This is a genomic window from Dechloromonas aromatica RCB, from assembly GCF_000012425.1.
On record NC_007298.1, the window covers coordinates 4,151,780 to 4,175,504 of the forward strand.

A 23,725-nucleotide genomic window follows, 5' to 3' on the forward strand; every position below is an offset into this window, starting at 1 on the left:
GTGAGTTGCCAGAGGCTCTTTTTCAACAGCACCCGACTCACTTGCCGGGCCAGGGATTCAGACTATTTGGTACCGACGTGACCGCCAGTCTTGCTGACCATGAATTCAACAGCGGCCTTCATTTCGGCATCGCTCAAATTGGCCAGGCCACCGCGAGCCGGCATCGAGTTATGGCCATTGATGGCTGACTTGATCAGAGGATCAACCCCATTTTTCAGACGCGGCTTCCAGTCATTCATATCGCCCAGTTTCGGCGCGCCGTTCTTCCCGGTGGCGTGGCACTCCTGGCAACGCTCCTGAACCACCTGATCACCGCTCCGTGACTTCGCTGAACTGTAAACCTTGTTCGTATCGGCTGAATGACCGGCACTCACCATATAGCCCACGGCACGACTCATCTCGACATCGGAAAGCGCTGCCTGACCACCATGGGCCGGCATGTTGCGAACCCCGGTAATGGCATTCTGCGTCAGCTTGTCCAGACCCTTGGATGCACGCTGGGACCAGGCGGCACGATCGTCAATTTTTGGAGCACCGTCCTTGCCGGACAAGTGGCACGCTGCACAGACGGTATCAACCACTTCTTTGCCGGAGCGATCGGATGCCAGCGCTGGCGTGATACAGAGAGGCAGTACGGCCAATGCCGCCAGCAATCCCATGGAAATACTTTTGCTACATTTCATAACAACCCCGCTTTTATAATTAATTACAAATCACATTTTACCCAGCGCTTGTTTTCATGCCAGCTGTTTTTTACGGAAAATGACGTCCCAGACGCCATGGCCGAGGCGCAAACCTCGGTTTTCGAACTTGGTCAGCGGACGGTAATCGGGGCGCGGGGCAAAGCCTTCCGATGAATTGACCAGCGTCGGTTCGCCAGAGAGCACTTCCAGCATCTGGTGCGCGTATTCTTCCCAGTCGGTGGCGCAATGGAAGTAACCACCCGGCTTCAGGCGGGAAGCAAGCAGCGCAACGAACGGCGACTGGATCAGGCGGCGCTTGTTGTGGCGGGCCTTGTGCCACGGATCCGGAAAGAAGACATGGACACCATCGAGCGAATCTTCCGGCAGCATGTCACGGACCACTTCAACCGCATCGTGCTGGCAGATGCGCAGGTTGGTCAGCTCGCGTTCGGCGATCTGCTTGCACAGCGCCCCAACCCCCGGCACATGCACTTCGACGCCGAGGTAGTCGATATCGCGATTGGCATCGGCAATCTTGGCCGTGGTTTCGCCCATCCCCGTGCCGATTTCGAGCACTTTCGGATTGTTCCGGCCAAAGAAGGCAGCCAGATCGATCGGCTGAGATGCATAGACCAGGCCGATCTTCGGCATCATCTCGGCGTAGTAGTTCTCCTGGGCCGAGGACATGCGGCCTGCCCGTCGCACGTAGCTCTTGATGTGCCCATAGCCTTCGCGGCCTTCTTCGTAAACGCCTTCGCCGACATTGGCCGGTTGAATCAGGGGGGTATCGCTCATGAGCCTATCAATCCAGAGGTCGGCGACGAAGGGTCGGCCGAGTAGTATTTGCGGGCCATACGGCCCGCCAGGAAAGCCTCGCGGCCTGCTTCAACACCCTTCTTCATGGCGCTGGCCATCAGTATCGGGTCTTTGGCGTGAGCAATGGCCGTGTTCATCAGCACACCGTCGCAACCCAATTCCATGGCAATCGCCGCATCGGAGGCCGTACCGACGCCGGCATCGACGATGATCGGCACCTTGGCGTTGTCGATGATCAGACGCAGGTTCCACGGATTGACGATACCCATGCCGGAACCGATCAGCGAAGCCAGCGGCATCACCGCCACACAGCCGATTTCTTCGAGCATCTTGCACTGGATGGGATCGTCGGCGCAGTACACCATGACCTGGAAACCTTCCTTGACCAGCGTTTCGGCGGCCTTCAGGGTTTCCGGCATGTTCGGGAACAGGTTGGTCGGATCACCGAGCACTTCCAGCTTGCACAGCGGATGACCGTCGAGCAGTTCGCGCGCCAGACGCAACGTGCGCACCGCATCGTCGGCGGTATAGCAGCCGGCGGTGTTGGGCAAAATGGTGAACTTGGACGGTGGAATGGCGTCCAGCAGATTGGGCTGACTGGCATCCTGGCCGATATTGGTACGGCGGATGGCGACGGTGACGATCTCCGCCCCCGAGGCATCGATGGCCGCCCGTGTTTCAGCGAAGTCCTTGTACTTGCCGGTGCCGACCAGCAAACGGGAGCGGTACGCCTTGCCGGCGATAGTCAGTTGATGCATGGAGATTGCTCCTTAGCCGCCGCCGACGGCGACGACGATTTCAAGTTGGTCGCCCGTCACCAGCGCTGTCGTTGCATGCTGGCTCTTGGAGACGATTTCGCCGTTACGTTCGACGGCGATGCGCTTGCCCGTAAACCCGAGCTGATCGATCAGCCCCGCTACGGTCAACGCTTCGGAAAACTGGCGGGACTCGCCATTGATTTTAAGTTCGAGCATCGGGCTATTTTAGCAAGCCGCGCGGTTTTCTCGGTGCGCTGGTGAATAAGCGGTCGTAAAGCCAGTTGGGCAAAACCCGCAACAATTTGGCCACCACGCCCATCTGCCACGGGATCACGGCATAGCTCGTGCCACGCTCGATGGTGGCGGCAAAACGCTCGGCTGCTTGGTCGACTGGCAACAAGAACGGCATTTGGTAGGGATTGACCGCCGTCATCGGCGTTTCGATGTAGCCCGGCGCGATGGTCACCACCTTGATGCCGTACGGCCGCATTTCAAGACGCAGGCTTTCCAGATAGGTGATCGCCGCTGCCTTTGAGGCCGAATAGGCCTCTGCCCCCGGCAACCCACGGATACCGGCGACCGAGGCGATACCGACCAGCCGCTGCGTTTTCCTGCCGCCGCTAGCGGCTGCCTTCATGGCCGGAATGAAGGGCGCGAAAGTCGCCGCCATGCCGAAAACGTTGGTGTCCATGACGCGCCGGAAGACCGCCAGATCCTCCTCGCATTCGGTCAACGTACCGGCCGAAACCCCCGCATTGGCAATGATGATGTCCGGCGCGCCAAAACGAGCCAGGAAATCGGCGGCCGCCGCATGCAACGCCGGCGCATCGCTGACATCCAGCGTATAGCAGGCATGCTGCCCGCCAAGACGCTGATTCAAAGCCTCAAGAAACTCGTTGCGTCGCGCCACCAGGCCAAGACGAGCACCTTGAGCGGCATAGTAAACGGCAAGCGCCTCGCCGATACCCGACGAGGCGCCTGTGATGAAGACCCTGAGCGTCAATTATTTCTTGCCGGCGCCTTTGCCTGACTTCTCGCTACGCACCTTGGCAATCAGGCTGTCGGTGATCGCCAGTGCTTCGTTGAAATCCTTGCCACCGACCAGATACTTGCCTTCGACGGCGAGTGCTGGGACGCCGGTGATCTTGTAGGCCTGTGCCATTTGATCGCCACGCTTGACCTTGCTCATGACGCCAAAGGAATTGAAGGTTTCAGCAAATTTCTTCGCATCGACACCTTTCTTGAGTGCCCATTCAGTCACGGTCTTTTCGTCGAACAGGTTCTGGCGCTCAGCATGGATCGCCTTGAAGACATCAGCTTCAAGACGGTGCAGGTCGCCAGTAATCTCCAGCGTGTAGTACAGCTTGGCAATGTTCGCCCAGGCGGCGCGACCAAAGGTGATCGGCACCTTCTTGACGACCACATCACCCTGCTGCTTGGCCACCCAGGCCGTCAGCAACGGGTTGAAATCCGCACAGTGCGGGCAACCATAGCTGAAGAATTCGAGCACTTCGATCTTCGCAGCATCCTCGGTCGCCTGCGCCGGAACGATCGGCGTGTAATCCTTGCCGACGGTCTGGGCAAAGGAAGGCATGGCCACGGCAAGGGCGGCGCCGAATGCAAAAATGGTGCTGACGAAACTGCGGCGTGAAACCTTCATTCGCTACTCCTATTTGGACAGTTGAGCTTCAATGCCGGATTTGGCAAGCTCGGCACGTACTTTGTTCAATTCATCGATCTTCGTGTAGGGGCCGACCCGCACACGGTAGAAGGTCTTGTCCTGAATCATCACCTGCTGGACGACGGCCTCAATACCCATAAACGCGAGCTTGGCCTTCTGGTTGTCAGCGTCCTGCGCCGTGCTGAACGAACCGGCCTGCAGGAAGAGCGGGGTCTTCGATTCCTTGGCCTCTTCCTTCTTGTCCTCTTTCTTTTCTTCCTTCTTCGCCTCGTCCTTTTTTGCCTCGTCCTTCTTGGCATCCGGCTTGGAGGTCTTGTCCGGCACGGCATCCGCCTTGCCTGGCAGGATGTCATAGAACTGGAAGCGCTTTTCCGGGATAGCGTCACCCGGCTTGCCTGGCAAGGCCAAGGGCTGGGCCGGCTGCCCGTTGCTACCTTCGGCCTTGGCTGGCGGCTGTGCTCTTTCGACGAAGGGCAAGGGCGACTTGTTCAGATACCAGACCACCCCGGCCGCAATCCCGACACCAAGCACCAGGCCAATAAACATGCCGACCAGCGTACCGCCTCCGGATTTCTTTTTTGCCGGGGCGCTCTTGCGGGATTTCATATCGCGACTCATCAAATTTCCTTACATCGAATCCGGGCAGCTGACACCGAGGATCGTCATGCCGTTACGGATCGTCTGGCGCACGGCAGCGGCCAGCGCGACGCGAGCATCGCGCAGTGCAGCATCATCGACCAGCATGCGTTCGGCGTTGTACCAGCCGTGGAATTCACCAGCCAGATCCTTCAGGTAGAAGGCAATCAGGTGCGGCGCCAATTCGCGGGCGGCGCCATCGATGACGTCACGGAATTCAGCCAGCTTGCTGGCAATGGCCAGTTCGCGCGGGTTGTCGAGCAGCGCCAGATTGGCATCGGCCAAAGTGGCCAGATCGCCGCCCCACTGGTTGATCACCGAGCAGACGCGGGCATGAGCGTACTGGATGTAATAGACCGGGTTCTCGTTGGTCTGGCTCTTGGCCAGATCAAGGTCGAAATCGAGGTGCTGGTCGGACTTGCGCAGCGCATAGAAGAAGCGGCAGGCATCGTTACCAACTTCACCGCGCAATTCGCGCAGGGTGACAAACTCGCCGGAGCGCGTCGACATCGAGGCCTTCTGGCCGTTGCGGTAGAGCACGGCGAACTGGACCAGTGCGACCTGCAACTTGCTGGCATCCAGCCCCAACGCGGTGATCGCCCCGTTTACGCGGGCGATGTAGCCGTGGTGATCGGCACCCCAGATATTGATGACCTTGTCGAAGCCACGCTCGAACTTGTTCAGATGATAGGCAATATCGGAGGCGAAATAGGTGTAGAGGCCATTTTCGCGCTGGACAACGCGGTCCTTCTCGTCACCGAAAGTGGTCGACTTGAACCAGCGGGCACCGTTCTGCACATACAGGTGACCGTTCTTTTCCAGCAGGTCGACGCAACGGGCGACCAAGCCGGTGTCGAACAGCGCCTGCTCGGAGAACCAGACGTCGAAATGGACACCGAACTCTTCCAGATCGTCGCGGCCATCCGCCAATTGCTCGGACAAGGCATGCTGATGCACATAGGTCCAGTCCGGGCCAAGCAATACCTTGGCATTGGCGATCAAGGCGTCGAGATGCAGGTCGCGCTGGCGCTTGGCTTCATCGTCGGCACGCTCGGCCTCAGGCAGGCCAGGCGTCCCGGCCAGCACGTCGGCGGCCGGACGAACGAATTTGTCGCCATGCGCCACCGTCATCTGCTTGGCCATGTCGCGTACATAGTCGCCCTGATAGGCATTGGGCAGGAAGGGCACATCGACGCCGTGCTGTTCGAGGTAGCGCAACCAGGTCGACAGACCGAGGATGTCCATCTGACGACCGGCATCATTGACGTAATACTCGCGGGTCACGTCCCAGCCGGCGAAAGTCAGCAGACTGGACAGCGAAGCGCCGTAAGCAGCACCGCGACCATGTCCGACGTGCAGCGGGCCGGTCGGGTTGGCCGACACGAATTCGACTTGCACTTTCTGCCAGCCACCCTGGTTCGAGCGGCCAAAATTATCGCCTTCGGCCAGCACGGCCTTGACAACATCGGTCTTGAAGCCGGCATCAAGCGTGAAATTGATGAAGCCCGCCCCGGCCACTTCAGCCTTGGTCACCAGCCTGGAGGGAGGTAACTCAGCCAGCAGCTGATTGGCGATTTCGCGCGGGTTCTTCTTCAGCGCCTTGGCCAATTGCATGGCCAAGTTGGTCGCGAAGTCGCCATGCGTCGGATCGCGCGGGCGCTCGAGGTGAATGGGGGTATCGGTTGCAGCAGGTGCAACGCTGGCCAGTGCCTGTTGCAACAGGGCGGTCAGCTGGGTTTTGACGTCTTGGGCCATTGATTTGCGGCAGAAAAATCCAAAACGGCGATTATACGCTGCCGACGCCCGGGGTCTGCTTCGTAATTGCCGACCAGGCCGCCAGTTTTTCAAGGTAGCTGCGTGCCGCATGGGCCGGGCTGGTGGATGGCAGTCGGAGCAGGCGCAATTCCTTGCCGCCCAGCCCCGGGAGCACATGGCGGCGAAAACTGGCCTCGGCCGTAGCACCATTAAAATACACGCTTTCAATACCGGGATGGGCCGCAAAAAAAGCCGGAAAGTCATTGACGCAAACCGAGCCGCGAACAATATCGGAATCCAGACTACCGTAGCGCTCACACGTGGCAATCACATCCCACAAGGCAATCCCGGCCGCTTGCAAGCTTTCCAGGCGCTGAGCATAAGGCAGCGAAGGCCCGGCACCGATCAAATCTCCGATGATCCGCCAGAAAGCATTACGTTCATTGGCGTAGTACTGTCCGGCACGCAACGAAGCCTCCCCCGGCATGCTGCCGAGAATGAGGATCCTGGCGCGAGCATCGACGACCGGTGAAAAGCCTTGAATCTGCGACATCGGTGACATGACGCGCAGTCAGCCCCCCATGACCCGGTTCTTGCCGGAGCGCTTGGCCAGATACATGGCCTGATCGGCTCGCCGGATGGCATCGGTACCGGTTTCATCAGGTGCCAGCTGAGCCACCCCGGCACTGAACGTGATCAGTATCTTTTCATTACCCGAAAGGTAGATCGCCTTGGTGAGCTCGCGCTGCAGACGGGTCATCGCCTCAATACCCTGCTCCAGGGTCGTATCCGGCATCAGGACGACGAATTCCTCGCCACCGTAGCGGGCCAGCGTATCACTCGGTCGCATGTTGCTCCGCGTAACGTCCGCCAGATGGATCAAGGCCCCATCGCCGGCATCGTGACCGAGCCGGTCATTGAGTTTCTTGAAATTATCGACGTCAAGCAAACTGATCGACAGGGGCAAATCCTTGCGCCGCATGCTGGAAACCTCGCGCGCCAGAGCCTCGTCCAGCCCCTTGCGGTTCAAGGCATCGGTCAGCGGGTCGTGGCGGGCCAGGGCACTGGCGTTATCCAGCTCCTGATGCAACTGCATCAGCTCCGATTCAGTAATCAACACCTTATCCTGCAGCGTTTTCAATTGCTCGCGGGATTGCGCGGTTTCTTCGGCCATCGCATGCGTCGCCCTGATCACATCATCAAGCAAGGGCCTCAAATCATCAACGCTAGAGACTCTCTCGATCTGGCGCGCACTTTCCTCGATACGCCCCTCGAACTCGCTGCTCGAACGGTTCATGGTCGCCAGTCGCTCGATGAACTCAGCCAGCATATGACGCATTTCAGCCTGCGCCTGGACAGAACGCGACTTGGCGCGCCCCTGCCTTTCCATCACGTCGCGCAAGCGGCGCTCCATCTCATCGAGATGACGCAGCGTCAACGGCGGGGCAACCGCCGCCAGAAGACCATCGATCTGCCCCTTGAACCAGCTGTCATCAACACTCAGCTCGCCGATATTCTCGATGATCATGTGCAAGAGCTTGAGCAGGGCCCCCTTGATCTCGACCTGCTCCTCGGCAGCAGCGCACATCTGGTAAGCCAGATTGGCCAGAAGCTCCTGAACGGAAGTTAGCTCGACCGTCGTCTGCTTGAGCATCAACAGCAATTCATTGGCCATTCCGGCCACCCGCGAATTATCGTCGCCCAGCGCAGGCAACACGCCCTCAACAAGACGGGCGAGCTTGCTGGCAAACTCGCCAGGCAACGACTCCACCGACGAGGAGGCTGGTTCGGCGGGTGGCGACACAACGCCAGCCTGGGCAAAAGTATTCAACGCATCGGTAACGCACTGCCAACTACGCCGACCAATCGCCGAGTCGAGCAAATCGAGCGATTGCTGCTGCCGCTTATTGCGCGGCGACAATTGAGTCGCCAAGTGGCGCAACGGCACTTCGGGAAAAGGAAGGATGTTCGGAATACCGGCGATTTCGTTGTAGCACGCCTGATAATTGGCAGGCGTCGGCTGCAAGTGACGAACAGCAAGGCGCTTTAGCGCTTCCCGCGCAATATCTGAGGGCTGTTTTGGGTCGTTCATGGACGCGATATTTGGCTTCGGGTGGCGAGACATGGCACCGGGACAGTCGGTTAGCAAGTTTATCCCATTGAAGCGCCCGACCTGCAAGATAGTTAGCCTCGACTTTGGCTACCGGCCCGCGCATTGCCAACACCCCCAAATCGCCGGGCCGCAACCCGCGTTGGCGTGTTAACATGCTCGTTTAGCTTTGCTGCCCGGCCCGGCCGGCGTTTACCGTCCAATGCGCATCCTTCGCCTGCTCAAGATCGCCTCTGTCGCCAGCCGTTTCGGCCTGGACGAGATGGTGCTCGAACACGAGCCGAGCGGCCGCTTGGTGCGCATCGCCAATGCCCTGCAATTCTGGCGCGACCTGTCCACGCCACGTGCCGTCCGCCTGCGCCTTGCCCTGGAGTCACTGGGCCCGATTTTCGTCAAGTTCGGCCAGGTGCTGTCCACCCGGCGCGACCTGATGCCCCCCGACATTGCCGACGAGCTGGCCCGCTTGCAGGATCGCGTTCCACCTTTCGACTCCGCGCTCGCCCTAGCCGAAATCGAAAAGGCCTATGGCCGTCCGGCCAGCGAAGTTTTTGCCGAATTCGACGCGACGCCAATTGCCTCCGCCTCGATCGCCCAGGTCCATTTCGCCAAGTTGCGCGAAGAGGATGGCGGCCATGAAGTCGCCGTCAAGATCCTGCGCCCCAACATGCTGTCGGTCATCGAGCACGATCTGGCGCTGATGGACAACCTGGCCATGCTGCTTGAAAAGCTGTGGTCGGACGGCAAGCGCCTGAAGCCGCGCGAAGTGGTCGCTGAATTCGCCAAGTATCTGCGCGATGAGCTCGATCTGATGCGCGAAGCCGCCAACGCCTCGCAACTGCGCCGCAACTTTACCGACTCGCAGTTGCTGATCGTGCCCGAGGTGCATTGGGATTTCTGCACCTCGACGGTCATGGTCATGGAGCGCATGAAGGGCACGCCGATCTCGCAGATCGACAAGCTGCGCGCCGACGGCATCGACCTCTCCAAACTATCGGCGGCCGGCGTCGAAATCTTCTTCACGCAGGTCTTCCGCGACGGCTTCTTCCACGCCGACATGCACCCGGGCAACATCTTCGTCGCCCCCGATGGCCGCTACATCGCGCTCGATTTCGGCATCGTCGGCACGCTGACCGATTCTGACAAGAATTACCTCGCCCAGAACTTCCTCGCCTTCTTCCGTCGCGACTACAAGCGTGTCGCCGAGGCGCACATCGAATCCGGCTGGGCGCCGAAAGACACCCGCGTCGACGAGTTCGAAGCGGCCATTCGCGCCGTCTGCGAACCGATTTTCGACCGCCCGCTGAAGGACATCTCTTTCGGCAAGATCCTGCTCCGCCTGTTCCAGACCTCGCGCCGCTTCAACGTCGAGATCCAGCCGCAACTGGTCATGCTGCAGAAGACCCTGCTCAACATCGAGGGCCTCGGCCGCCAGCTCGATCCTGAACTCGACCTGTGGAAAACCGCCAAGCCTTTCCTCGAGCGCTGGATGAGCGAGCAGATCGGCTGGCGAGGCCTGATCAAGACCTTCAAGCAGGAAGCGCCCTATCTGGCGCGGACCATTCCACAACTACCGCGCCTCGTCCATCAGGCGCTGTCCAACCCGACCAAGGCCGACCTGCAACCTCAACTCGCCCAACTGATCGCCGCCCAGCATCAGCAGAATCGCTGGCTGGCCATTATCGCCCTGCTGCTCGCCCTGCTCGTCGGCGCGCTGTTCGCCTGACCCGATGGCCGTCGTCACCCTCGAAACCTTCACCGCTGAGCACGTCGCCGACTGGTTCGCCACCCGCGACATCAACAAGGCCAAGCCTTACGTTGATCTGGTCCGCGATCTTGAAATCAATGGCAGCCAGCTCAGCGCCGTCGTCCCCGGCTCGGCCAAGACGCCTTATACGGTCCAGGCCTACCTGAGCCAGGCCCAGAGCGGCGAGATGATGGTGGTCAGCCGCTGCACCTGCAATGTCGGCCGCCACTGCAAGCACGTCGCGGCCATGCTGCTCAAGGCCATTGAAGAACGCAACCCGAAGGAACGCGTCAGCAATAGCGTCCTCTCCTGGGTCGAAGACCTGCGCCGCACCTCGATTGCCGTCGCCAAGAAGAAAGCTCGCCCGGCCAGTGCCCGGCAGCAGCTGTTCTACATCCTGAAATGGACGGCCGACAAGCGCCAGTTCGGCATCGAAATCCGCAAGGGCAAATTCCCGGAAAGTGCCGAGGAGTGGTGGAAGGTCGACCGCGCATTGGTCACGCCGCCACAATTCGTCACCGAGGAAGACCTCGGCATCCTCCGCCTGATCTGGGCTGACCGTGGCCACGAGACAGGTCTGCGGGCTTTCGGCCTCGGGCCGACACATGGCGCCGAAATTCTGCAGCGCATGGCGGCCAGCCACCGGCTTTATCCGGAAGACGATCTCGGCCTGCCGCTCAACGCCAGCGCTACCCGCCCGGCCAGCATTGGCTGGCAGGTCGATGGCATGGGCTTCCAGCGCCCTTACCTGAAGCCGGAACCTTCGGCCGAGATGATCATCGCCGTCGATCCGCCCTGGTACGTCGACCTGGCCGAAGGCGAAACCGGGCCACTTGAAGTGACCGGCAACCCCGGCGTGGTCAATCGCCTGTTCTCGCTACCGCCGCTATCTTCCAAGGAAGCCGCGCTGGTCGCCGAGGCCTTGTCCGAACTCGCCCCCGATCTGCCGCTGCCTGGCGACGATGCCGGTGCCCGCCTGCGCTTGGTTGATGCACCGCTGCAACCGATCCTCCAGTTCGAAACGTTGCATACCCACGGCCATCGCGCCTGGCGCAACTATCCGCAGAATTTCGGCGGCGACTCGTTCGATGTCGCCAAGGTCGTTTTCCGCTATGCCGACACCGATGTCCGGCCCGAGGAAAAAAGCGAATTCATCACCCTGCCCGAGGGCGAGACCATCCGCCTGAAACGTCGGCCGGAAGAGGAAGCCAAGGCGCTGCTGACACTGGAAGACTTTGGCCTGCAGAAGATCCCCAGCCACACGCTGCATACCTTCGGCAGCCCGCCGGAAGGCATCTATGGCCTGGCCGAAGAGTCGCTGTGGGTGCCCTTCATGCAGGACGCCCAGCGCCTGAAGGAAGCTGGCTGGCAGATCGAATTTCCCGAGGATTTCCGTCACCACGTCATCGAGGTCGATGGCTGGGAAGCCGAACTGTTCGAAGCCGACAACGGCTGGTTCAACCTCGACATGGGCATCATCGTTGAAGGCGAGCGCCTGCCGCTGGCCCCGCTGCTCGCCAATCTGTTCCGCACCGACCCGCGCTGGCTGGAAGCAACCGAGCTCGAACGCGTTCCCGACACCGAAGGCATCGACCTCTACACGGCCCGCGGCAAGCGCCTGCGCGTGCCGGCCGGTCGCATCAAACCGCTCGCCGCCACGCTGATCGACCTGTTCGATGGTTTCTCCGGTGGCAACGTGCTGCGCCTGTCGCGTTTCGACGCACCGCGCCTAGCCGAACTGTCCGACATCAGCCGCTGGCAGTTCCGCGGCCAGAGCGACATCATGGCCATGGCCGAACGCCTGCTCGACGCCCAGGGCATTGGCGACGTCGCGCCCCCTGCCGGCTTCCGGCTTGATTTGCGCCCCTACCAGAAGGAAGGCCTGGCCTGGCTGCAGTTCCTGCGTGAGCACGATCTGTCGGGCATCCTGGCTGACGACATGGGCCTCGGCAAGACCGCCCAGACGCTGGCCCACCTGTTGCTCGAAAAGGAAGCCGGCCGCCTGGAAAAACCAGCGCTGATCATCCTGCCGACTTCGCTGATCTTCAACTGGAAGAATGAAGCGGCGCGTTTCGCTCCCGACCTCAAGGTACTGTCGCTGCACGGCCCGGAACGCAAGACCCAATTCGGCGAAATCACCAAGCACGACGTCATCCTGACCACCTACCCGCTGCTCTGGCGCGATGCCGACGAGCTGATGCAGCACAGCTACCACCTGCTCATTCTCGACGAGGCGCAGACGGTCAAGAACGCCCAGAGTCAGAGCGCCGAGGCAGTGCGCAAGATCGACGCCCGCCATCGCTTGTGCCTGACCGGTACGCCGCTCGAAAACCACCTCGGCGAACTGTGGAGCCAGTTCGACTTCCTGCTCCCCGGCTTCCTCGGCACCAGCAAGCAGTTCAACCGCCACTGGCGGGCACCAATCGAGAAACAGGGTGACATGGCCCGGCGCAGCCTGCTCGCCCGGCGCATTCGCCCGTTCATCCTGCGCCGCAAGAAGGAAGATGTGGCGCAGGAACTGCCGCCGAAGACCATCATCATCCGCAGCGTCGAACTCGAAGGCTCCCAGCGCGACCTCTACGAAACGGTGCGCGCCGCGATGGACGCCAAGGTGCGCGATGAAATCGCCAGCAAGGGTTTCGCCCGTAGCCAGATCGTCATCCTCGATGCCCTGCTCAAGCTGCGCCAGGTCTGCTGCGACCCCCGCCTGGTCAAGGCCAGTTCCGCCCGCAAGGTGACGGAACGCGCCAAGCTCGACCTGCTGATGGCCATGCTGCCGGAACTGGTCGACGAAGGCCGCCGTGTCCTCGTCTTCTCGCAATTCACCAGCATGCTGGCATTGATCGAGCATGAACTGGACAAGGCCGGCATCACCTACGTCACGCTGACCGGCGATACCGTCGACCGCGAAGTGCCGATTCGCCGCTTCCAGGACTGCGAAGTACCGATCTTCCTGATCAGTCTGAAAGCCGGTGGCGTCGGTCTGAACCTGACTGCCGCCGATACCGTGATCCACTACGACCCGTGGTGGAACCCGGCCGTCGAAAACCAGGCCACCGACCGGGCACACCGACTCGGTCAGGACAAACCGGTCTTCGTCTATAAGCTGATTGTCAGCGGCAGCATTGAGGAAAAAATCCTTGCCCTGCAGGAGCGGAAAGCCGAACTGGCCGCCGGGATTCTGTCCGAAGACCACCGCGTGGACGTCAAGTTCGGGACCGACGACCTGGCCGCACTATTCGAACCCTTGCCCGAGTAAGTACCGCTGGGGCGCGGCAATGCCTACAATAGGCTCAGCAGCGTTTTCTAATAGAGGATTTGCCATGCACCGCTTTGTTGCTCTGCTTTGCCTTGGACTCTTCATCGCGACCGCCCATGCCGAGGAATGGATGGTCAGGAAAAAACTGGCGACAAACTTCGACGATGCCAAGGAAGCAGTGGTCATGGCCATCGAAAACCGGGGGCTGGTAATCAATTACACCTCGCATATCGCCGATATGCTGGCCCGGACCGGAGCTGACATTGGTGCCACTCGGCAGGTCTTTGAAAAGGCGGAAATCATCGAATTCTGCTCGGCCAAACTGTCGCGCAAGATGATGGAACTGGACCCGCACAACATCGTGCTCTGCCCTTTCGCCATCTCGATCTACACGCTGCCCGGTGAAAAAAATGCGACTTGGGTTGCCTATCGGCTACCCAAAGGCGAAGCGGCGAAGCTGGTCGAACCCTTGCTCAGGGAAATTAGCGCCGAAGCGGGGCAATGAGCCTTGCCTGAAACGGCAAGAACTCAGGCTGCAAACATTCGCGTCAGAGCCCGGCAGAAAAATCCAGCCACCGTAGCAAGGCTGCGTACAACAAATCTGGATTGACCGGCTTGCTGACAAAATCGTTCATGCCGGCAGCCATGCACCGTTCGCGATCTTCGGCAAAGGCGTTGGCCGTCATGGCGAGAATGGGCAGGTTCTTCCGGTTTTCAAGGAGCCGGATGCGCCGCGTCGCCTCCAACCCGTCCATACGCGGCATCTGCATGTCCATCAGGACCAGTGCGTAATTGGTTTGGCTGACCTTATCGAGCGCTTCACACCCATCTTCAGCCACATCGATAGCCAAGCCGACCTCTTCGACCATCATCTGGGCAACCTCCCGATTGATCGGATCGTCCTCGACCAGAAGAACAAGACGGCCGGCATAACGCTGCCGCAACGCGGCCTCAACATCGCGGCTGGACCCTGTGACCAGCATCCCTTTATCGGACGCCTGAACTTGATGGCGCTTCAGGCGCGCCGTAATCCAGAAGAGACTGCCTTTACCCAGCGAACTTTCCGCGCCAGCAGCGCCCCCCATCAATATCGCCAAGTGACGGGTAATGGCCAGACCCAAGCCAGTCCCTCCGTACTTCCGGGTCGTCGACGAGTCGGCTTGTTCAAACGGAGTAAACAAACGTCCCAAGGCTTCCGGGGAAATACCGATGCCCGTATCTTCCACTTCGAGGCGGACGAGTATGCTTTCATCGTTCTCCTCGATCACCCTGCTGCGTAAAGTAATCGCCCCATGGTCGGTAAACTTGATCGCATTATTGGCGTAATTGATCAGCGCCTGGCGCAAGCGAGTGGCATCGCCCAGCACATTGAGCGGCCATCCCGCGGACTCGACGCGGACCGCCAGATTTTTCTCCTGAGCCCGCCCCCTGAGCATTTCCGCCACCTCTCCCAATAACTGCGGGAGCATCAGCGGCGCTTCCTCAAGCACCAGCTTGCCGGCCTCTATTTTGGAAAGATCCAGAATGTCGTCGATGATTGACAGGAGGTGCTTGCCGGAAGCTTCAATCCGCTCCAGAGGTTCATTCAGCGCGGCATCCGTGAGCCCACGGCGCATCAGGTAAGTAGAACCGAGAATGGCGTTCATCGGCGTCCTGATCTCATGGCTCATATTTGCCAGGAAGGCGCTTTTGGCCTTCGTTGCCTGCTCGGCCAGTTCTTTCGCCTCGCGCAGCTCCTGTTCGGCCCGTTTTCGTTCGCTGATATCACTGACGAATGTAATGTAACGAGCAGGCTCCTGAGCGGTTTCAGGCCGATAGTAAATATTGATACTGACTGGAACCATATGCCCGTCACGATGCCGGTGTTGCGCATCCAAGGACACCCGGCCGGCCTGCCTGATTTTTTCCGTCGCGGCGCCAAAGCCTTCAATCGTGAAATCGGGATGGATATCCGGCACGCTTAATCGCATCATTTCGTCGACGGAATAACCGAGCATTGCGGCAGCAACCCGATTCACATAGATAAAGTAGCCTTGGGTGTCCACCCAGTGAATACCGATGCCGACGCGGTCCATGGCAAATATGGTCTGTTCGAGTTGGACATTGGCCTGCGCCAAGGCATGCGTACGTTCCGCCACCAGCGCTTCCAGATGCTGCCGATGCCTGTCAAGCTCGGCTTCACTGGTCCGCAAGGCATCCTCGACCCGCCGCCGCTCGGTGATTTCCCGGGAGATACCGAGGATACCGATTAAATATCCCTCTTTATCGCGCATCGGCGTTTTGATCGTCTCAAACAGACCGCGATAACCACTATCACCGAAAGTCAGCCACTCCTCGTTGATCGTCGGCCCGCCGGCCTCTGCCGCGGCACGATCCTTCTCCCGGAAAAAATCGGCCAACTCCTTGTCGATAAAATCATAGTCGGTTCGGCCGACAATGTCGTATTCGCTGGCATTAAAAAACCGTGAAAACATCGGGTTACAGGACAGATATGCCCCATTCATATCCTTGACCCAGACCAGATCGGGAATCGCGTCATAGAGACTATCCAGAAAAGCGCGTTCGCGTTCGCTCTGGGCCAGGGCAACGGCCAACTCGGCACGCGCATCATCTCGGTCTGCAGCCAGCGCCCTGGTCAGACGATCATTATTGCAACAGAGAATAATTGCCTTGGCCAAATTGGCCAGCACGGGCTGAAATATCTGGGTCAACGGCAGGCCGCCTGACGGCTCGCCCGGCGCAAGCAGCAGGATAGTTCGCTGACCGTCGATGGGCAGACGCAAGGCGTGCGTATAAACCTGATCCAGCGAAAACGGGCGCAACATTATGGGATCAGCCAGAAGCTCAACCTCGCTGGCCAGCACGCCTTCCGAAAGATTGATGCCGGTACCGCAACGGTCAGCCAACATGTAATCACCAACGGCTTTTTCCAGTGTCGCAATAACGCCGAACTCGGAACGATGTGGGGCCGCCAGAACCACACCGGTCGGGAACGAGGTATGGAAAAGCAGTCGCTGCAGCGTCTTCTTGAGCAGACTGTCGAGATCGAGTTCTCCACCAATCGTCAGCGACAGGTCATAGAGAATGCTAAGAATCTGCTCGCGGTTCACGCCAGCCTCCACGGCGAGCAGACCAGGGTGGCGTTGTGGAACATCGGATAGCCCCAACGAACCGTGCTGCCGATCTCACCCAGCGACAAAGCCCCTGCCATCTCGCCAACGCCAGTCGCCATGTGCAATTCAGCCAATTCCTTTTCGGCCCCTTGGCCAAGGTGCATGCGCCGGCCGGCACAGTAGAAGGTCAGCAGTTGAGCGCCTGCCAGGTCACCATGAATACCGCGCAGATTTTCGGCCAGATGCGCTATGCAAGCATTAGCGCCGGCCTCCGGAGCCTGCAGCAGAACCAGCATCGAGTTTTCTGGAATTTCCCCGACGCAGAACAGGGAACCATCGTCAGCCAGCGCCACGGGGATACGCACCACCACGGCCCCATTGGCACGCAGGATGCCAACCGGAAAGTGCACGGCGTACTCATAGAAGTTTTCCCGCGTCAGGGCTATGCCGTATTGCGCCTTGATGATTTCCTGATAGACATCGAAAGCCGGCCGCCAATCGATCGTCGCAATCCGGTTGCCTTCAGTCGACGTTGCGCTCATCGCATGTTCAGGCTGCCGAAAACCGTGCTCCAGCACCGGCGCCATATTGCCAGGCAATAACAGGGCAAGCACGCCGTCGCCAACGACCTGCGATGCATCGAACAGGCAGGGCATGGGCTGGAAGGTTTCGCTTCCGGCATTGACACCGGCGTATTCGACGCGATTCGACAGTTCCAGATAGAGTTCATCGAGAATACTGGCGATATTCGGCAACATGCCGTCGAAAATCATGAAAAGCGTCGGTTTCGGCGCATCGGCCGGATAGCTTTTCCACCCGCTGAGCGCCGCCGAAACCAGTCGATCAACGGCTGGCCTGCCTTCCACATTGATCGCCGGCAACAGAAAATGCGGCGGCATCTGGTCAAAATACAACAACCAGGCCCCTTTTTTGGAAAAACCCTGCCGCTCGATCAGCGCCGGAAAAATGCCGCCGACCAATGCGATCCCGCGTCGGCTACAGGCACTCTGCAGCAGCGGTAGTTGCTCCTTTTCGGCTTCCGGTAGTAAGGCCAAAACACCAGCCCCGCTCGACGGAGGAGCCCAATCATTCAGGGCCTGCTCGATGGCTTCCGCCGTCAATTCAATGTAGCGCAACGATGACAACCCCCAAAGTTCAGGCGGGATTTTTTGCAATTTTGCCAATTACTCGCCGATTGTCCGCCAATAACCTGCCAAACTCAAGTCAGAACGGGAGAAGCTCCGATACGCGCCAGCAAGCTGGTCAACGCATATTCAACCGACTGTTCGCGAACAGCGGCCCGATCCCCGGCGAAATGACAGGTGCAGGCTTCACACCCGGCGTCGCGCCCAGCCCAGGCAAAACAGACCGTGCCAACAGGTTTTTCCACCGAACCTCCGGATGGCCCAGCAATGCCCGTGATCGCCACCGTCCAGTCCGCCCGGCTATGCACCAGAGCCCCTTGGGCCATGGCTCTCGCCGTGGCTTCCGAAACAGCGCCATGGCGATCAAGCGTCGTCTCCGGTACACCAAGCATATCCATCTTGGCTACATTGGAATAAGTCACGAACCCCCGATCAAACCAAGCTGAACTCCCGGCAATAGCCGTTACCGATTGAGCCAGCCATCCGCCAGTGCACGACTCGGCCGCAGCAAGCCACTCACCGCGCTCAAGAAGCGCAGCACCGAGTTGTTCGGCAAGTTTTTCCAGTTCCGACATAATGCACGATCCTAGCACGTTACCCATCGCTGGATGCCTCTCGCCAAACCTGCTGTTTCCTGTCTGCCCAAGCCATCCATTACCGGTGTCATTCTTGCCGGCGGACTGGGCCGACGTATGGGTGGCGTCGACAAGGGCTTGCAGTTGCTTGACGGCCGGCCGCTGATCCGACATGTCGCCGAAAGACTGGCCCCGCAGGTCGACCACCTGCTGATCAATGCCAACCGCAGCCATGAGCAGTACGCCACGCTGGGTTACCCGCTGATAAACGACGTGATCAGCGGATTTGCCGGCCCCCTGGCCGGTCTGCACGCCGCGCTGGCGGCGGCCGAGACCACGCTGGTGGCGACCGCCCCCTGTGACTCACCGTACTTGCCGCTCGATCTGGTCGACGGCCTGCTCGCCGGTCTGCAAGCCAAGGGGGCAGATCTAGCCATCGCCTCGGCCGGTGGGCGCATCCACCCGGTATTCTGTTTGTGCCGGGCGACGCTGCGCGACGAACTGGAGCACTACCTGCAATCCGGGGGGCGCAAGGTGGCCATGTGGTGCGCCGAAATGGGGGCTGTTGAGGTCGACTTTTCCAACCAGCCGGAAGCCTTCAGCAATTTCAACACGCTGGCTGACCTGAAAAATAGCTAAGCCATCAGGTAGCAATTGGCACCTGTGGAAAACCGATATTGCACCGCAGCATTACTTGACTATACTTGGCATGCAGATATAACTATTACCCATAGAAGGGGAACAGCCATGAACGTCAAAATCCACTATCGCATCACCCAGGACCGCGCCGGCATCCCGCAAGACTACAACGGTGCCCGCCACTTCGTCGTTCGCGAAGGCGAGGCTGTCGAAGACACGGCACGAAGCCAGCTGGCCACCGATTATCAGGTGCCGCACAGCGCCGTTGAAATCTGTCGGATCGAAAGCTGATCGTTTGCCGATAGGCAAAAATCATCAAGGTTCGACAATAAAACCGGAGCACTCCGGGAAAAATTCACATGGAATTGTTGCGACGCAACACAAAATCCCTCTAGCCACTGGCAACATTCTGTTACAGAAGGCTACGAAAGGACGACAGACGAGAGAGTCACGGATGCCTAAACTGCAACTGTGCATTGAACCCCTCCTCTCGAAATTCCCCCTTTCGAGAATTTTTCACCCCGCCGCTGGCGGGGTTTTTTTTGGCTGAGTTCCGACGGACCGTTATAATCACTGTTTTATTTTTCGCACTGGGGTCTTCGGCATGGCTGAACAAAACTCTTCCAAGAGCATCATGTGGAAAACGATCGGCGTAGCAGCTATTCTGATCGCCATTATCTATCCACTCACTAACAGAACTTACCACTCGGCGGCTGATGCAGCCAAGGGCACTGACGAATCTGATGTTCGCATCCAGCCGGTCGCAAAGTTCGAACTGACCAAAGCCGACGCAGCCACCAGCAGCGGCCCCAAGGATGGCGCCACCATTTTCAATACGGTTTGTGGCGCCTGCCACAACACTGGTGCAGCTGGCGCCCCGAAGGTCGACGATAAGGCAGCTTGGGCACCGCGCGTCGCCACCGGCAAGGAGGCTCTTTACAAGAGCGCATTGAATGGTAAGAACGCCATGCCAGCCCGAGGCGGCACGAGCCTGTCCGACGCCGAAATCAAGGCAACCGTCGATTACATCCTGACCAAGGTCAAGTAAGACCTTCCGACCCGGATTCAAGGGAGGCTACGGCCTCCCTTTTTCGTGGACGAAGAAAAGGCGCCTCTTGGGCGCCTTGGTCAGCGCGGCTTTTGGAGGGCCGCCACTGACTTCCTGCAGGGATCTGTTACTTCGTGGCCGGCTCGGCAGCCTTGGTGGCGTCCGGAGCAGCCTTCGCTTTGGCAGCCTTGGCGGTCTTCTTCACTTTCTTCACCGGCTTGGCGGCTGGCTTGGCTTCTTCCTTCTTCACTTCCGGCGCAGCAACAGCCGGCTTGGCTTCCGGTGCCTTGACCGCTTCAGCGGCCTTCGGGGCTTCGGCCTTGACGGTAGCGGCAACCGGTGCAGCAGCAGCCTTGGCTTCGGCGGCAGCCGGTTTGGCGTCGGCGGCGTGAGCGATACCGAAAGCAGCGGCAAGGGCGATGGCGATAAGTTGCTTGGTCATTTTTGAATCTCCTGATGTTGTTAATTCGGTGTTTGATCCGGCGTTGCATGAATGCGCTGCCTTGTACCGAATAACGCAGGCGATGACCGCCCGGATGTCATAAGGAGAGTAACCCGCTGTAACGCGGTGTAACGAAGCGGTTAGCGCTTGTTTCCGGCCAGCATGGCCTTCATGGCATCAAGACGGGCGTTGCCGGTTTCCTTGTCGGGCAGCGCGGCATCCTTGCCGCCGGAGAAGCGGACGTCCTCCTTGCCCATTTCATCGATGAACCGTGACGGTTCGCAGGGGATGAACTCCCGCATCTGCTTGCGTCTTTCGCAGTAGGAAATATTCAAGGTGTGCTGGGCACGAGTGATGCCGACGTACATCAGGCGGCGCTCTTCCTCGATCTTGGCCGGATCGACGGATTCCCGATGCGGCAGGATGCCCTCTTCAATCCCGACCAGGAAGACGTGCTTGTACTCCAGCCCCTTGGCCGCGTGCAAGGTCGACAGCTGAACTGCGTCGTAGTCTTCGTCCTTCTGCTTGTCCAGCATGTTGATCAGGGCGATGCTCTGGGTCAGGTCGATCAGCGTCTTGCCTTGCTCCTCGCCCTTCTTGTTCAGCCAGTTGGCAAACTCGCAGACGTTGCCCCAACGCGTCTGGGCCGTCCGCTCCTCTTCGTGATCGTAGAGGAAGGTTTCGTAATCGATCGCCTTGAGCAGATCGGGCAGTACCTGCTGTGCCGGTTCGGTTCCAGCCCGGTGCTGCAGGCGGTTGATGAAGTTACAGAATTCGAGCAATGGCTCCAGCTGGCGCGCCTGGACGCGCTGCGCGAAGCCTTCTTCAAACGCCGCCTGAAACAGCGAAATATGGCGCTCGCCGGCATAGGTGCCAAGCACTTGCAGCGTCGCCGCGCCGATACCGCGTTTGGGGGTCGTCGCCGCCCGAATAAAGGCCGGATCATCGTCCTCGTTGGTCAGCAGGCGTAGATAGGCGGTGATGTCCTTGATTTCCGGCTTGTCGAAAAACGATTTGCCACCGGAGAGCAGGTAGGGAATGCGGTGATCCCGCAGATACTCCTCGAAACCTCGGGCCTGGTGATTCGAGCGGTAAAGAATCGCATAGTCCTTGAACTTGCCACGATGCTGGAAGCGATGCGCTTGCAGCTTCATGACCACACCTTCTGCTTCAGCATCGTTGTCGCGACAGGCAGTCACGACAATCTGCTCACCGTGGCCAAGATCCGACCACAGCTTCTTGTCGAACAGCTTTTCGTTATTGGCAATAACGTTGTTGGCCGCCTTCAGGATACGCACCGTCGAACGGTAGTTCTGCTCCAGCTTGATGACTTTCAGCGCAGGGAATTCAGCCGGCAGCTTTTTCAGGTTGTCGATGTCAGCGCCCCGCCAGCCGTAGATCGCCTGATCATCGTCACCCACCGCCGTAAACTGGGCGCGGACGCCGGTCAGCAGCTTGAGCAGTTGGTACTGGCAGGCGTTGGTGTCCTGGTATTCATCGACCAGCAGGTAGCGCAGGCGGTTCTGCCATTTTTCGGCAATGTCCGGGTGCTGCTGGAAGAGGACGACCGGCAAGCCGATCAGGTCGTCGAAATCGACTGCCTGATAAGCCTTCAGGGTGGCTTCATAGCTCAGGTAGGCGTGGGCGGCCAGCGTCTCGTGATCATCCTTGGCTAGCTTTAGAGCAGCCTCGGGCGTGATCAGACCATTCTTCCAGTTAGAAATAATCGACTGCAGGTGGCGCAGCGTTCCCTTGTCGACGGTCTTTGCCGCTTCGCTGATGATGCCAGCACAATCGGCTGAATCGAAGATCGAGAAACGTGGCTTGTAACCGAGTGCCTTGGCTTCTTCACGCAGGATGCGCACGCCCAGCGAGTGGAAAGTTGAAATCTGCAGATCGTCGGCTTGCGGCTTCGACAGAATCTTGCCGATCCGCTCCTGCATTTCCTTGGCCGCCTTGTTGGTGAAAGTGATGGCGGCGATGTTGCGTGGCTGAAAGCCGCAATCCTGGACCAGATAGGCAATTTTCTGCGTGATTACCCGTGTCTTGCCCGAACCAGCCCCCGCCAGCACCAGCAAGGGGCCGTCAAGATAGTGGATCGCTTCGCGTTGCTGGGGATTGAGACCGGACATGGACCTGGGAAAAAGCAGCGCCCCGACAAGGCGGGGCGCATTGATTCGGACAGAGATTCTACCGCAGTGCCAGGGGTGTGGAAATTTGTCCCAGGAAAGACCGAACGCCGAAGGAACTCAGACCTTGTCATCAACGATATGAATCGCTGTCGCCACGGGCACCGGCTTGATCAGCGCATCGACGGCCGAACCAAGCACCGCCAGTTGCGCTGCAACATCGCGGGCGCCCTGCAAGACCTGCTCACCACCGTTGAATGGGCCAATCGCCCCCGGGTCGATTTCGGCAATCTCCTGCTGCAGGCTGCGCCGGCGGTCGCCTTCCACACCTTCAAGTGCCTCGACGCGGCGAACCTGCTCATCCGGCCGATGACGCGCCCGCTCGATGGCGTCCTGCGTGGGGCGCTGCGTAGTCGAGGCAAGGCGGTTCAGTTTCATTTGACGGGCTCCTGAACCCGTCTACGACATCCGAGCCGCCCAGCTTTAGGTCAGAGCGCGCCGAATACCTTTTTCAGCAGGTCGCTGCCGGCCCCAACCGGGTTGGCACGCAGTTTCTTTTCCTCTTCGGCGATCATCAGGAAAAGGCCATCCATGGCCTTTTGCGTCACATAGCTGTCGATGTCGGCATCCTTCTTGTCGACCAGTCCGGCACTGGCCGCCTTGCCGGCAAATTTGTTGTATTGCTCGGCCAGCTGCAGCTTGTTGGTTTCCGTCTTGACGATGGGCATGAACTTGGCCGTCAGCTGATCGGTGGAGGTGCGCTTGAAATACTGCGTCACGCTGTCATCGCCACCAGTCAGGATACCCTTGGCATCCTGCACGCTCATTTTCTTGATCGAGTCGACCAGAATGGGCTTGGCCTCGGCCACCGCATTTTCGGCAGCGTGATTCATCGTTTCGACCAGTTGATCGGCCTGCTTGCCCATACCAAACATGCGAAGGGCCGAATCGGCCTTTTGCAGATATCCAGGCAACGGAATCTTTACCTTGTCGTTGCCCAGAAAACCGCCATTCTTGCCGAGTGAAGAAACCGCGTAATCAGCCCCCTTGGCAAGCGCTTCCTTGACGCTAGCACTGGCATCCCCTGAAGAAATGGCGTCGAGCGCCCCGGCCTGGGCCAGTGCGGCGCTGAGCGAGAAGATCAGGGCAAAAACGGGTTTGAGCAAACGACGCATGGCGCTCTTCTAAACGG

At 59.5% G+C, this 23,725-nt stretch carries 23 protein-coding genes; 6 read left to right on the forward strand and 17 right to left on the reverse strand.

Annotated elements, in window-relative coordinates; all coding sequences use genetic code 11:
- Positions 1–62: 62 nt before the first annotated feature.
- The 10 genes from DARO_RS19695 to DARO_RS19740 are packed head-to-tail and all read right to left on the reverse strand — an operon-like array spanning position 63 to position 8,421.
- A complete protein-coding gene (locus DARO_RS19695; protein ID WP_011289582.1) occupies positions 63–683 on the reverse strand; it encodes a c-type cytochrome in 621 nt (206 codons plus the stop codon).
- A 54-nt stretch (positions 684–737) separates the two neighbouring features.
- Positions 738–1,478 carry a tRNA (guanosine(46)-N7)-methyltransferase TrmB gene (gene trmB, locus DARO_RS19700; protein ID WP_011289583.1) on the reverse strand — a complete coding sequence of 247 codons (741 nt, stop codon included), beginning with the start codon at positions 1,476–1,478 and terminating at the stop codon, positions 738–740.
- On the reverse strand, positions 1,475–2,257 hold the full coding sequence (locus DARO_RS19705) for a thiazole synthase (RefSeq protein ID WP_011289584.1): 783 nt from the start codon (positions 2,255–2,257) through the stop codon (positions 1,475–1,477). The genes trmB and DARO_RS19705 overlap by 4 nt, the downstream gene beginning before the upstream one ends.
- Positions 2,258–2,269: 12 nt before the next feature.
- Positions 2,270–2,473 carry a sulfur carrier protein ThiS gene (thiS, locus tag DARO_RS19710; protein ID WP_011289585.1) on the reverse strand — a complete coding sequence of 68 codons (204 nt, stop codon included), beginning with the start codon at positions 2,471–2,473 and terminating at the stop codon, positions 2,270–2,272.
- A 4-nt stretch (positions 2,474–2,477) separates the two neighbouring features.
- A complete protein-coding gene (locus DARO_RS19715) occupies positions 2,478–3,260 on the reverse strand; it encodes an SDR family oxidoreductase (RefSeq protein ID WP_011289586.1) in 783 nt (260 codons plus the stop codon).
- Positions 3,261–3,917 (reverse strand): thiol:disulfide interchange protein DsbA/DsbL, encoded by a 657-nt coding sequence (locus DARO_RS19720; protein ID WP_011289587.1) that lies wholly within the window; start codon positions 3,915–3,917, stop codon positions 3,261–3,263. It lies immediately after the preceding gene.
- 9 nt (positions 3,918–3,926) lie between these two features.
- Complete coding sequence (locus DARO_RS19725) at positions 3,927–4,556, reverse strand: SPOR domain-containing protein (protein ID WP_011289588.1); 630 nt, start codon at positions 4,554–4,556, stop codon at positions 3,927–3,929.
- A gap of 9 nt (positions 4,557–4,565) precedes the next feature.
- The gene (argS, locus tag DARO_RS19730; RefSeq protein ID WP_011289589.1) at positions 4,566–6,329 is read right to left on the reverse strand and encodes an arginine--tRNA ligase; all 1,764 of its coding nucleotides are present in this window, start codon (positions 6,327–6,329) and stop codon (positions 4,566–4,568) included.
- A 31-nt stretch (positions 6,330–6,360) separates the two neighbouring features.
- Complete coding sequence (locus tag DARO_RS19735) at positions 6,361–6,891, reverse strand: DNA-deoxyinosine glycosylase (protein ID WP_011289590.1); 531 nt, start codon at positions 6,889–6,891, stop codon at positions 6,361–6,363.
- A 9-nt stretch (positions 6,892–6,900) separates the two neighbouring features.
- Positions 6,901–8,421: a GGDEF domain-containing protein gene (locus tag DARO_RS19740; protein ID WP_041224558.1), complete on the reverse strand. Its 1,521-nt coding sequence runs from the start codon at positions 8,419–8,421 to the stop codon at positions 6,901–6,903.
- Between the two features lie 220 nt (positions 8,422–8,641).
- On the opposite strand from DARO_RS19740, the gene ubiB reads away from it, so the two are divergent.
- From ubiB to DARO_RS19755, 3 genes are all read left to right on the forward strand, one after another.
- Positions 8,642–10,162: a ubiquinone biosynthesis regulatory protein kinase UbiB gene (gene ubiB / locus DARO_RS19745; protein WP_011289592.1), complete on the forward strand. Its 1,521-nt coding sequence runs from the start codon at positions 8,642–8,644 to the stop codon at positions 10,160–10,162.
- Positions 10,163–10,166: 4 nt separating this feature from the next.
- Positions 10,167–13,442: a DEAD/DEAH box helicase gene (locus DARO_RS19750; protein WP_011289593.1), complete on the forward strand. Its 3,276-nt coding sequence runs from the start codon at positions 10,167–10,169 to the stop codon at positions 13,440–13,442.
- A gap of 64 nt (positions 13,443–13,506) precedes the next feature.
- A complete protein-coding gene (locus DARO_RS19755; RefSeq protein ID WP_011289594.1) occupies positions 13,507–13,947 on the forward strand; it encodes a DUF302 domain-containing protein in 441 nt (146 codons plus the stop codon).
- A 43-nt stretch (positions 13,948–13,990) separates the two neighbouring features.
- Here the strand turns inward: DARO_RS19755 and DARO_RS22025 are convergent, their stop codons facing one another.
- From DARO_RS22025 to pncC, 3 genes are all read right to left on the reverse strand, one after another.
- Entirely contained in the window at positions 13,991–16,552 is a 2,562-nt protein-coding gene (locus tag DARO_RS22025; RefSeq protein ID WP_011289595.1) for a PAS domain S-box protein, read from the reverse strand.
- Positions 16,549–17,691: an FIST C-terminal domain-containing protein gene (locus tag DARO_RS19765; protein WP_011289596.1), complete on the reverse strand. Its 1,143-nt coding sequence runs from the start codon at positions 17,689–17,691 to the stop codon at positions 16,549–16,551. The genes DARO_RS22025 and DARO_RS19765 overlap by 4 nt, the downstream gene beginning before the upstream one ends.
- Before the next feature lie 83 nt (positions 17,692–17,774).
- Positions 17,775–18,275, reverse strand: coding sequence for a nicotinamide-nucleotide amidase (pncC, locus tag DARO_RS19770; protein ID WP_011289597.1), 501 nt, complete (start codon positions 18,273–18,275; stop codon positions 17,775–17,777).
- A gap of 33 nt (positions 18,276–18,308) precedes the next feature.
- Here pncC and mobA point away from each other — a divergent pair, with 33 nt between their 5' ends.
- The 3 genes from mobA to DARO_RS19785 all read left to right on the forward strand — a co-directional run bounded on the left by mobA (position 18,309) and on the right by DARO_RS19785 (position 19,962).
- On the forward strand, positions 18,309–18,914 hold the full coding sequence (gene mobA, locus DARO_RS19775; protein ID WP_011289598.1) for a molybdenum cofactor guanylyltransferase MobA: 606 nt from the start codon (positions 18,309–18,311) through the stop codon (positions 18,912–18,914).
- Positions 18,915–19,022: 108 nt separating this feature from the next.
- Positions 19,023–19,205 (forward strand): hypothetical protein, encoded by a 183-nt coding sequence (locus DARO_RS19780; protein WP_011289599.1) that lies wholly within the window; start codon positions 19,023–19,025, stop codon positions 19,203–19,205.
- Positions 19,206–19,518: 313 nt separating this feature from the next.
- Complete coding sequence (locus DARO_RS19785; RefSeq protein ID WP_011289600.1) at positions 19,519–19,962, forward strand: c-type cytochrome; 444 nt, start codon at positions 19,519–19,521, stop codon at positions 19,960–19,962.
- 127 nt (positions 19,963–20,089) lie between these two features.
- Here the strand turns inward: DARO_RS19785 and DARO_RS19790 are convergent, their stop codons facing one another.
- The 4 genes from DARO_RS19790 to DARO_RS19805 all read right to left on the reverse strand — a co-directional run bounded on the left by DARO_RS19790 (position 20,090) and on the right by DARO_RS19805 (position 23,708).
- On the reverse strand, positions 20,090–20,404 hold the full coding sequence (locus tag DARO_RS19790; protein ID WP_011289601.1) for a hypothetical protein: 315 nt from the start codon (positions 20,402–20,404) through the stop codon (positions 20,090–20,092).
- Positions 20,405–20,544: 140 nt separating this feature from the next.
- Positions 20,545–22,536, reverse strand: coding sequence for a UvrD-helicase domain-containing protein (locus DARO_RS19795; protein ID WP_011289602.1), 1,992 nt, complete (start codon positions 22,534–22,536; stop codon positions 20,545–20,547).
- 117 nt (positions 22,537–22,653) lie between these two features.
- Complete coding sequence (locus DARO_RS19800; protein WP_011289603.1) at positions 22,654–22,971, reverse strand: hypothetical protein; 318 nt, start codon at positions 22,969–22,971, stop codon at positions 22,654–22,656.
- Between the two features lie 50 nt (positions 22,972–23,021).
- Positions 23,022–23,708: a DUF4197 domain-containing protein gene (locus DARO_RS19805; RefSeq protein WP_011289604.1), complete on the reverse strand. Its 687-nt coding sequence runs from the start codon at positions 23,706–23,708 to the stop codon at positions 23,022–23,024.
- Positions 23,709–23,725: the final 17 nt, after the last annotated feature.